The 10646-nt window shown below is 34.4% G+C and carries 8 protein-coding genes; 4 read left to right on the top strand and 4 right to left on the bottom strand.

Going from position 1 to position 10646, the window contains the following annotated elements:
* Positions 1-242 precede the first annotated feature (242 nt).
* From ACFSW4_RS09940 to ACFSW4_RS09925, 4 genes are all read right to left on the bottom strand, one after another.
* Positions 243-1151: a hypothetical protein gene (locus ACFSW4_RS09940; RefSeq protein ID WP_377329006.1), complete on the bottom strand. Its 909-nt coding sequence runs from the start codon at positions 1149-1151 to the stop codon at positions 243-245.
* Between the two features lie 79 nt (positions 1152-1230).
* The gene (locus ACFSW4_RS09935; RefSeq protein ID WP_377329005.1) at positions 1231-2385 is read right to left on the bottom strand and encodes a glycosyltransferase family 4 protein; all 1155 of its coding nucleotides are present in this window, start codon (positions 2383-2385) and stop codon (positions 1231-1233) included.
* A 2-nt stretch (positions 2386-2387) separates the two neighbouring features.
* A complete protein-coding gene (gene murJ, locus ACFSW4_RS09930) occupies positions 2388-3875 on the bottom strand; it encodes a murein biosynthesis integral membrane protein MurJ (RefSeq protein ID WP_054754509.1) in 1488 nt (495 codons plus the stop codon).
* Positions 3868-5289 carry an O-antigen ligase family protein gene (locus ACFSW4_RS09925; RefSeq protein ID WP_377329002.1) on the bottom strand — a complete coding sequence of 474 codons (1422 nt, stop codon included), beginning with the start codon at positions 5287-5289 and terminating at the stop codon, positions 3868-3870. The genes murJ and ACFSW4_RS09925 overlap by 8 nt, the downstream gene beginning before the upstream one ends.
* A gap of 37 nt (positions 5290-5326) precedes the next feature.
* Here ACFSW4_RS09925 and ACFSW4_RS09920 point away from each other — a divergent pair, with 37 nt between their 5' ends.
* The 4 genes from ACFSW4_RS09920 to ACFSW4_RS09905 are packed head-to-tail and all read left to right on the top strand — an operon-like array spanning position 5327 to position 10461.
* Complete coding sequence (locus tag ACFSW4_RS09920; RefSeq protein ID WP_377329000.1) at positions 5327-6049, top strand: WecB/TagA/CpsF family glycosyltransferase; 723 nt, start codon at positions 5327-5329, stop codon at positions 6047-6049.
* A gap of 21 nt (positions 6050-6070) precedes the next feature.
* Complete coding sequence (locus ACFSW4_RS09915) at positions 6071-7204, top strand: glycosyltransferase (protein ID WP_377328998.1); 1134 nt, start codon at positions 6071-6073, stop codon at positions 7202-7204.
* 47 nt (positions 7205-7251) lie between these two features.
* Positions 7252-8313, top strand: a complete 1062-nt coding sequence (locus ACFSW4_RS09910) for a glycosyltransferase family 4 protein (protein ID WP_377328996.1) — start codon at positions 7252-7254, stop codon at positions 8311-8313.
* Positions 8314-8325: 12 nt separating this feature from the next.
* Entirely contained in the window at positions 8326-10461 is a 2136-nt protein-coding gene (locus ACFSW4_RS09905) for a bifunctional glycosyltransferase/CDP-glycerol:glycerophosphate glycerophosphotransferase (RefSeq protein ID WP_377328994.1), read from the top strand.
* The last annotated feature ends 185 nt before the right edge of the window (positions 10462-10646 follow it).

The raw sequence follows: 10646 nt of genomic DNA, 5'->3' as shown, positions 1-10646 counted from the left end.
CAGCATCATAACGGAGGGCCCTTTTTAATTCAAGAGGTGAAAACCTGATTCGATAGGAATGCTCCTGCAGGAACAGCACGAGCTGAAAATCACGCCAAACGAACGAATGTGAGTTTGGGGAAGTTGAAGCCGTGCCTGCGGAAAGCGAAGCTTTTTGACGTAGCTAAAAAAGAAGACGAATTTTAGGAAGTAAATTGACTCCTAATATTCGTCTTCTTTTAGGTTAAGAACTCAGCTCTTTTTTAATATAGATATTGGGAAGGTAAATTAACGTTGTCTCTTTTACTCAATTTAATATTATCCTCTTTATAACGTTCACGTAAACTCTCTTGAATATCTTCAGGTAGAGTGTATCTCTTATAATGGATCGCATAACTAATCTTGTTTTGTAAGAATGTTCTAGGCCATAACTTACCGAAACGTTTAGATTTTTTAACCTTGAACTTACCATTAGGGTTTTGTTTTGTTTTAAAATATTTATTTAACCTACGGGCAATCTTAGCTTGTAACACACCATAGCTCTTGTTTACCGGATCAGTCTTATAGTTAGGAATTTTATTAACCCCAATATAATTAAGTAACGCTAATAAGTAGTTTTTCTCATCTTTTTTAAGATTTTCATAGATAAATAGGTAATAGTCCTGTCCGAATATTTCTTCTACTAAATTTAAATACTCATTATATTTATATTGATCCAAGACTTCATGTCTTTCAAGCTTTTCCATATAATCTTCAACTTTTTGATATCCACCCATGTGTAGATACTGGATGTATAGCGATGACATCATTTGAACTTGTTCGCGAATACCAATAATTAATTTGACATCATATTGATCTTCCGGAAAAACACGTCTAAGATCTTTTAGAATGCTAGAATGCTTTTTAGGCTTTTTTTGCTTAAATGGGCTACCTGATAATCCCTCGTAAGAAATTAAAGTAGGTTTACCTTCCTTGCCTAACCTATCAAACTTCGCTCTAATTTCATTTATATCTTCATCAGATAGTTTTCTAACACGAAGATTATAAAGTTCTTTTTTAATCTTTTTATTTTTAATGTGTCGTACTTTTTTTAGGTTAGGAAAAATGCTATTTTGTAAAAAGGTTGTAGCCGTTTTATGATATCCAACGTGTAGATAGATTGTTTTTCTCAAATTAAGCACCTTCTTTATGTAGTCTTTGCCACTATAAGAATTTTAAAGGATATTTAGATTAATCGCAATAATAATTTTATTAAGTGTACATTTCAACAAATTTTTTAGCAGCCTGGATATGTGAATGGTTTTGACTAACATATTCTTTTGCTTGTTCGCCTAATTTATTTGCTTGTTCTCTATTATTTAATAAACCTATGATATGGTTAGTTAAATCATCTATTTTTTTTTCTTCAAATAATATGCCATTATATTCGTGTTGAATTAATTCTTTAAGACCACCAATAGAACTGGCGACAACTGGTTTACCAGCCGCCATGCCTTCTAAAGCAGCGATTGATGTTGCTTCCTCAACACCTTTAGTATGAATGCTTGGGATGAGTATAATTTGACTTAGTTTGTACAATGCGATCATATCTTCATGGGGGACAGAGCCTAAGAACTTCACATAATTTCCTAGATTCTCTTCTTTTACTAAGCTTTTTAGCTCCTCCGTCATCTCACCACTGCCTGCATATATTAAACACACATTAGGATTTGTTTGAATGACGTGTTTTAAAGCTTTAATGGGGTATATGACACCATTTTTTTCAGTCAGTCTTCTAGGTACAAGTAATAGGTTCTTATGAATAGGAATGTCATGTTTATTTGCAATAGAATTAACTTGATCGTTAGAGACATTAAATAAATGAGTGTTTATAAAATTGGGAATGGTGAATGCTTCTCTTCCTGATTCATGTTTCACATATTGTTTTAATCGTTGATCTACACACACTAATTCATCAGCAGTCTTGTATGCATATCGCTCAGAACGTTTGAATTTATGTGCATATGATGACCCATCATCTACAGCACCTCGGCTTATCGCCTCAAAGGTATAATACCCATGAATCGTCTGAACGGTTTTGGTTTTTAATTGTCTAGAAGCTAATGTAGCAAAAATATCTTGAGTATTGATTACATCATAATTTTCATGCACTAACTTTAGCTTTTTAAATAACAGAGATGATCTTCTTCGATCACCAAACCATTGCCCCTTGCCTAGTGACAATTGATTAAGGAGTCGACTCGGAGCTTTAATGGTTAAAAAGTCTAATATCCCTCTAAAGTCCGAACCAGATACGACATCTACTTCATGTCCTAGCTCTTCGAGTCCAGCTTTTAACGTGCTAATATGCGTTGATAAGCCACCTTCGTGGGGGTATTTAAAGATTGTACTTAATAGAATTTGCATTATTATGTTCCTTTCAGATATCTAACCATCAATGTAATCTCTTTTCTATGAACGATATAAAATGTGATGAAGGTAATCAAACTCGTTATGGTGATTGATAAAAACGTATAACCGTTAGAATAATAAGGCATAAAGAACCAAAGCATAAAAGCAATGATGCTTAAAGTGATACTCGCTCTTACTAATAACGATAGGTCAAACGTGCAATAACTTCTACGAATATAAATGTAAAAAAAGACTGATTGAATAAGCATAGAGCTTGATGTAGCAAGCGCAACACCATTAATCCCAAAGTAGTAAGCTAATAAAATGCTTAGCAGTATATTAAAAAACACACCAATGATACTTCCTAGCATGACCTGTTTATAAGCTTTATTGGCATAGAAATGTTGGACAAAGTATTCTCGTGTGCCGAAAAAGACCAACCCTAACGAGTAAAAATAAAAAGCTCCAGCTGTCCTGTTAGTAGCATCTTGCCCAAAAGCCCCTCGTTCGTAAACTAAGTTTACAAGGTTATTCGATTCAAAGCACATCACTATAAGAAGAGGAATAGACAGCAGCACAATCACTTTAAACCCACTGTACAAATAAGACCCGTATTCTTCTAATTCATTCATTTTGATGAGCCTACTTAATTTCGGATAATAAATCGTTGAGATAGGTATTAATAAAATACTTAATGGAATCCAAAGTAGTCTGTAACTATAATTTAAAGCTGCAATACCACCAGGCTCTAGAAAAGAAGCAACGATTCGGTCTACTACTAAATTAAGTTGAAGGGCAATAGCCGCAATGATAATAGGTAAGATTGGTTTTAATGATTTTAAATAGGTTAACGATTCTTTTAATTGAAACCCTTTAAACAGAAAGCGCTCAGACGATAGATGATATTGATAACCTAGTTGCGCCATACTACCTAGTAGTACAGCCGTAGCTAAGCTATACAACTCAATAAAAGGGTACAGGATTAGGATGAATATAATCGTAATAAAATTATTTAGTACGGCACCTAGTGCAGGTGGCGTGAAATGTTCGTTTGTATGAAAGACGACTTGTGTTAATGAATTAATGGTCATGATGAGTAGAATGGGAAGCATAACGAATACTAATAAGCTCGTGATGTCAAATTGTTCATCTGAAAAACCAGGTGCCATCAGCATCACGATAGGTTTAGCGAAAACCATTAATAACAGCATCAACATGAATGAAAACAATAAGATTAGGTGACTGTATTGAGTAAAAACTTTATGATCTTTTTGATTTTCTTTCACTTCCATATAGACTGGTAGGAGGTAACCTTGTATAGCGGTTCCAATAACAGTGAAAGCAATCGTTGGAATGATTAAAGCTACATAAAACATATCCGATGCTATACTTGTTCCGAAGTATGATGCTATGATGGCTTCTCTTACAAAACCAAGCAATTTACTTCCTATAGTTAAAATGGCAATAATACTAAACGCACGAAAGAACGTTTGGCGCTTAAGCATGGTCCACTCCTCGCGATCGATTAAAGAGAATTCCTAAAAGGGTAAAATATAGCATCATAAATGTTTTGCTTTCAAGTGTATTGTAATACAAACATGAAATTAGAAAAGTAATCGTTAAAAATATAAAGAACCACTTATCTTCAAATAAGTATTGAGTCCAAATCATTCTAAGTAATCTTATTAAAAAAATCATTAGAAGAATCAATCCGACTAAACCTGTAGAGACGAGGATATGTATGTATTGATTGTCGGTATAAATATCCCCTTTGATGTTATATGTCTCATAGATAGGTGATGAAAAGGACTGCGTAGCTGAGTCACCAAATGTTGCAAATCCAGTCCCTATGATGGGATGATCCAAGAATATCTCTTTGCCTTTAATTAATATGTAAATTCTCCCCCAATTGGTGCTAGCTTTGATGGTCCGATCAGAGAACATCACTTGTAGACGTTCAAATAAATCTAATGAATCCTTTTTTGATTTCTTCTCACGTTGCTCAGTTTTATCACGATCATCTTTCTGATCAAACGCGTCAGCTAAAGATTGAGCGGGATAGTATATTAAGATAAAGCTTAATACAGTCAAGAGTGCCACTTTAAGAAAATACGTCCATTTCTTAGTGATGATTAAGTAAATGAATCCAGCAATAAAAAAGGCTAATAATGAACCTCTTGAAGCGGTTAACAACACTGTGCTTAGTGTCGCTATTTGTACAATTGGAACCATAAATTTAAGTCTGGACTCCTTAACGAACGGTAAGAAGGTTAAAACAAATACAAATAATAAGTACATAGCTAAAACATTTGGATTTCCGAGTGTTCCATAAACTCTTTCTGCATTTTCCTTAGATAAATCCCATGCTGCCCAGGATTGAGGTAACATAACACTTTTCCCGAGAAGCTTTTCCAGTATTCCATGAACACTGATCACCAGTGCAGTCACGAACGTAGTATTAAGTAGAAGGATATAATCACGCTTCACCCAATAGTTATTTGAGAATATGAATACAAATATAAGCATTAAGCCCAAGGCCCTTAATTCCACAGCTAAAGAAATAATAGATACATTTGAAATGATTAGTGCCGATATACTTCCGATCATCAAAAACAGTAAATAATATATAAAATAAGACTGTTTTCTTGAAAGCGAGTAAATGTCACTCTTTTTATAAAACAAGGTGATGACCAGTGCAGATATTAATACAGCATCCCCTAAAAAGGTGAGCCCTTGATTGATTTCTGACATAATTGGACGTAAAGGGTAATAAACAAATAAAAACATCATATTAGTCTTTAAATACTTGATGCTGAATAACACCATTAATAAGATGAGCAAGTATGCTAAGGCATCGTATGGTAAAATTAGGGTTACCATTAAAAACAGGATATAGAATAACAACAATTTCAAATTCATTAGTATATGACACTCCAAATATGAAAGGAATATAAATATGATCAGAACAACTCACATCAATATATTAGATGTCGAATTTATACATACAACGAGAAAACAATTAATAAACCAGACAATTAATCATTATGGTCAAAAACCTATATTTTTAGTAACAGCTAATCCAGAAATTGTGATGCATGCGCAAGAAAGTCAGCATTATAATCAAATATTAAAAAGCGCTGATTATGTTATAGCTGATGGGATTGGTATTATTATAGCCTCAAAAATACTAAAAAAACCCTTGCCAGAAAGAATTCCAGGGATTGAGCTAATGGAAGACTACTTAAAGTATGCCAATCAAGAACAAAAATCTGTTTATTTATTAGGGGCAAAAGAGCACGTGGTTGAAAAAGCAGCAACAAAAATTAAAAATAAATACCCGAATTTAGTTTTAGCTGGGTATCATCATGGGTATATAGATATCAATGACTCAAAAATCATTAATCAAATTCAAGAGGCGAAGCCGGACTTTGTATTTGTAGCTTTAGGATATCCGAAGCAGGAAGAATGGATTTATACACATAAGGAGAAACTAGACAAAGGAATCGTTATGGGAGTTGGAGGAAGCTTTGATATTTGGGCAGGCGAAGCGAAACGAGCACCAAAGGTTTGGCTTAAATTAAACCTAGAGTGGTTGTATCGCTTAGTGACCAATCCGACACGAATCAAAAGGATGGTTCAATTGCCTAAATTCTTAATACATGTACTTAGGGGAAAATAATACCGTAAAGGAAGACCCTATTTGCGTGTACTGCATTTAAATACAGGTAATGAAACTGGCGGAGGCATGCACCACATACTTTCTCTACTATCTAAGTTTAACGAAAATGAGGTAATCTTAGGGTTATTCGAACGTGGTGAAATGCTTGAAAGAGCGAAAGAGCTAGGAATTCCAGTCGTGCTTTTTGAACAACATAATCAGAAAGATTTAACGGTTTTATGGGAATTAATCAAATTCTTAAGAGAAGAAGATGTTCAATTTGTTCACACCCATGGACCTAGAGCGACATTTTTAATGGCGTTAAGTAAAAGGTTCATTAGACAGCCAGTGATCACGACCATTCACAGTAATCCTCAAGATGATTTTTCTGGTAGAGGTCTTAAGGGTCTAATATGCTATCACTTGTATAAATGGTCCTTTAAAAATGTGGATCACTTTATCGTGGTTTCAAGGTCATTCTCGGAGATTATGCAAAATGCCTTCAATGTTCATCCAAACGCCATTTCAACAATCTGGAATGGAATCGACTTTAGTGAGAAAGTGGATGGATTAAACAGGTTCTCATTGGGTTTTAATGATGAGGACTATATCATTATCATGATTGCAAGGTTAGAATCAGTAAAAAGACATTGGTTAGCTATTGAAGCATTTCAGCAATTCTTAGAGGTTAAACCTAATGGACATTTGCTTCTTATTGGCGACGGCGTTGAAAAGGATAATGTTATAAAAGCGCTTTCAAAGAACGATTTAGATAATCATGTCCACATAATCGGATATCAGGAAGAAGCTGTACAATACTTAGAAATAGCGGATTTATTCTTATTAACGTCAAAGAGCGAAAGTTTCCCGTTAGTATTATTAGAAGCGGCAAGAGCAAAAGTTCCAATCGTGACAACAAATGTTGGTGATGTTAAAAAACTTATCCCAAATGACGAATACGGAACGGTCGTCAATGAAGATAGTCCAAAAGAAATTGCTCAAACTATGTACCAAGTTGCTACGCATAATCACGAAGATCAAACAGAAAAACTATATGAATATGCCAAAAGTCATTTTTCGTTGCAACATTTTTATGATCAGATACGTCTAATTTACAGTGATTTAAACACTAAGCAAATGGAATGTAAAAAAATTGTAAAGAAATTCAATGCATAGTGTGATACAATATTCGTTAGTTATTTTAAAGTTAGTAGGTGACAACCATGTTTTACACGCATGTATTAATTGGTTTTGTAATAACATTTATATTAACAATAGCCATTACACCTTTAGTTATATATATTGCTAAGAAGTTTGGGTTGGTCGATCGACCTAACGATCGTAAGAAGCATAATGGAGAAGTTCCATTACTTGGCGGTTTAGCTATTATCATACCTATTATCGGTGGGTTATTATATTATCAGCCTGCGCACTATGGCTTAACGGCTATTCTTATCGGCGCGGCATTAATTATTTTTTCTGGTATTGCAGATGATATTTATAATTTAAAACCTTTAACTAAGTTAGTTGTTCAAGTAACAGCAGCAGTTATTGTCTTATCATCAGGATTAATGATCGAGAAAGTGACAATCCCGTTAATGGGAAGTGTTGATATAGGATGGTTTGGTTATGTTCTAACCATCTTGTGGATTGTAGGTATTACTAATGCCATGAATCTAATTGACGGGCTAGATGGTTTAGCTACAGGTGTTGCAGGCATTGCCTTTATGAGTATCTTTGTCATGGCAATGGGAGATACCGTAACATTAGTCATTTATTTAAGTGCTATTTTCATTGCGGCATTATCAGGGTTCTTATTGTATAATTTTTACCCTGCAAAAATATTCTTAGGAGATACTGGATCACTATTTATTGGTTATTCATTGGCCGTCATCTCGATGATGGGGCTATTTAAAAATGTAACAGTATTTACATTTATAGTGCCAATCGTGATCTTGACGATTCCAATTTTTGATACGGTTTTTGCTATTATTCGAAGAGCGATGAACAGACAACACATCATGACAGCGGACCGAAAGCACATTCATTACGTCCTATTAGAGATGGGATTAGGACATCGTAAGACGGTCCTATTGATTTATTTGTTTAGTGCTTTCTTTGGTATTACAGCCATCGTCTTTACGAACGCAACGACTTTACTTTCATTATTCATTATGGTGGCAGTTCTGTTCGTTCTTCATATTTTAGCGGAGTTAACGGGGGTTGTGTCGAACGGTAAGCAACCATTAGTCAACAGCATCAAGCGGTTATTTCAGTACAAATAAGGGTGACACACGATGAAAGTATCAGTAATTATTCCGGTTTATAACACAGTAGAATATTTGGAGGACTGTTTAGAATCAGTCATAAACCAAACGTATAAAGATCTCGAGATTATTGTCGTTAACGATGCGTCAACAGATAATAGCGGGTTAGTAATCGATGAATTAATGAAAGCAGACAATCGTATAAAGAAATACGATCTAACTGAAAGAAAAGGCGTAGGTTCTGCCAGAAATAAAGGTATAGAAGTAGCCACAGGTGATTATCTTTACTTTGTGGATAGTGATGATGTGATTCACGAGAATGCCATTAAGCATTTAGTCGATCACATTGGCGATGATCGTATTATGTCTGGCAGTGTTTCAACCATAAAATCTTTAGATCAAATGGAAGAATTTGAAGAGAATGAAGTACCAGAAATAAAAGTGCGTAAAACATCTAAAGTGTATACAAGCCGTACGGTTCAAAAAGGGCTTTTCTCTAGAAAGGCAGTTATTGATCACAATATTAAGTTCTTAGAGAATGTGACGACTTACTCGGATTATTCATTTGTCTATGCGTTTTTTGCTAATGAGCCTTACACACAATACACGAGGGACAGCCGTTACTTTAGGAGAAAACGTGTTGATTTAATTAATAATCCAAACATTCTTGAAGAAGCAGATTATTATCAACGAAGCATAGATTATTTGAACATGTATTTATCGGTTGAGCCTGAATATAGTGAAACTCCAAACGTAAAATATATTATAGATACTGATTTAATGAACTTCTATCGTAAGACGTTCTTATTGTTTATGCGTGACCCAGAAGAGTATGAAGAGGTATTCGATTTATTAAATCAGGTCTTTAATAAATTATCTTCCAAAGTTTATCGAAAACAAAATCCATTTGTTAAACGAGAAATTAGAGCTATTCAAAAAGGTGACGCAGAGAAGTTTAAGAACTTAATCAGGTTGCACCACATTCTAAGCGATGTGAAAAGAGGGGCTACGAGCCGTACCAACTTAAGAAAACTCATTTACAACCGAGTATTCTTAAAGCAATCGGTTAAAAGAGATCATGTCGTTTTTGAAAGCTTTATGGGTAAAGGGTATTCATGTAATCCGAAATCAATTTATGAATATATGCTTGAAAACAGACCTAATTATAAATTTATTTGGATTAACAACGGCAAACAACTAGATATTCCAGGTAACCCTAAACAAGTTAAACGGTATTCATTAGGCTATTATTATTATATGGCAAGAGCTAAGTATTGGGTGTTTAATACAAGGTTACCTAAACATGTGAAGAAGCGTGATGAAACGGTTTATCTTCAAACATGGCATGGAACACCTCTAAAACGCTTAGGTGTCGATATTGAGGCCGTACAAATGCCTGGTACAGATACAGGTAGGTATAAGAAGAATTTCACTTTTGAAAGTAGCCGGTGGGATTACTTAATTAGCCCAAACCAATACTCATCGGACATCTTTAGAAGAGCCTTTAATTTTGATAACAAAATGTTGGAGTACGGTTATCCTAGAAATGATATATTGCATCAAGCTAATCAGGGTGATATTGATCGAATTAAGAAAAAGGCAGGAATCCCAGTCGACAAGAAGGTTATTTTGTACGCTCCAACTTGGAGAGATAACCAGTTCATTGAGAAAGGTAAATACTCCTTTGAACTGCCTTTAGATTTAGACCGAATGAGGGAAGAGCTATCAGATGAATATGTATTAGTCTTAAGACTCCATTATCTAGTCGCAAGTCAGCTTGAACTCACAGGATACGAAGACTTTGCCTATGATTTATCAACTTACGACGATATCGCAGAATTATATTTGATCTCAGATATCTTAGTGACGGATTATTCATCTGTATTCTTTGACTATGCAAACCTGAATAGACCCATTCTCTTTTACACGTATGATTTAGATGATTATAAAGGGAAAATACGCGGTTTATATTTTGATATTGAAACCGAAGTACCAAGTCCTCTACTGATGACATCAGATGAACTTATTAATGCTATAAAAAATATTGATGAACTGAATGAAAATTATAAAGAAAAATATAAGGAATTTTATAACAGGTTCTGCAGCTGGGAAAATGGAAAAGCCGCAGAAAATGTTGTGAAAACAGTGTTTGGTGAAGAGGCTTAGTCATGTGCTGGCCTCTTTTTTGCATATAGTGGTTCATAATACCTACTCGCATAAATGTATAAGTTTATTGAAAATTGTCATTTACACCTAACATTTTTGTAATAATTTTGATATAATTCTGTAGTAGACGACAAAACACGACTTTAAAATACATAATAAAATTTGGACATAAAATATGGAGGTGA

Origin of the sequence: Piscibacillus salipiscarius (assembly GCF_042685285.1) — a bacterium.
GTDB classification, from domain to species: Bacteria; Bacillota; Bacilli; order Bacillales; family Alkalibacillaceae; genus Piscibacillus; species Piscibacillus salipiscarius.
The sequence above is the reverse complement of the archived record's forward strand: the minus strand, read 5'-3'. Positions and strand labels throughout refer to the sequence as shown.

Bases quoted from the DNA above. Each gene is read 5' to 3' on its own strand.
- ACFSW4_RS09935 (WP_377329005.1), bottom strand. From the start codon at position 2,385: ATGCAAATTCTATTAAGTACAATCTTTAAATACCCCCACGAAGGTGGC.
- murJ (WP_054754509.1), bottom strand. From the start codon at position 3,875: ATGCTTAAGCGCCAAACGTTCTTTCGTGCGTTTAGTATTATTGCCATT.
- ACFSW4_RS09925 (WP_377329002.1), bottom strand. From the start codon at position 5,289: ATGAATTTGAAATTGTTGTTATTCTATATCCTGTTTTTAATGGTAACC.
- ACFSW4_RS09920 (WP_377329000.1), top strand. From the start codon at position 5,327: ATGATCAGAACAACTCACATCAATATATTAGATGTCGAATTTATACAT.
- ACFSW4_RS09910 (WP_377328996.1), top strand. From the start codon at position 7,252: ATGTTTTACACGCATGTATTAATTGGTTTTGTAATAACATTTATATTA.
- ACFSW4_RS09905 (WP_377328994.1), top strand. From the start codon at position 8,326: ATGAAAGTATCAGTAATTATTCCGGTTTATAACACAGTAGAATATTTG.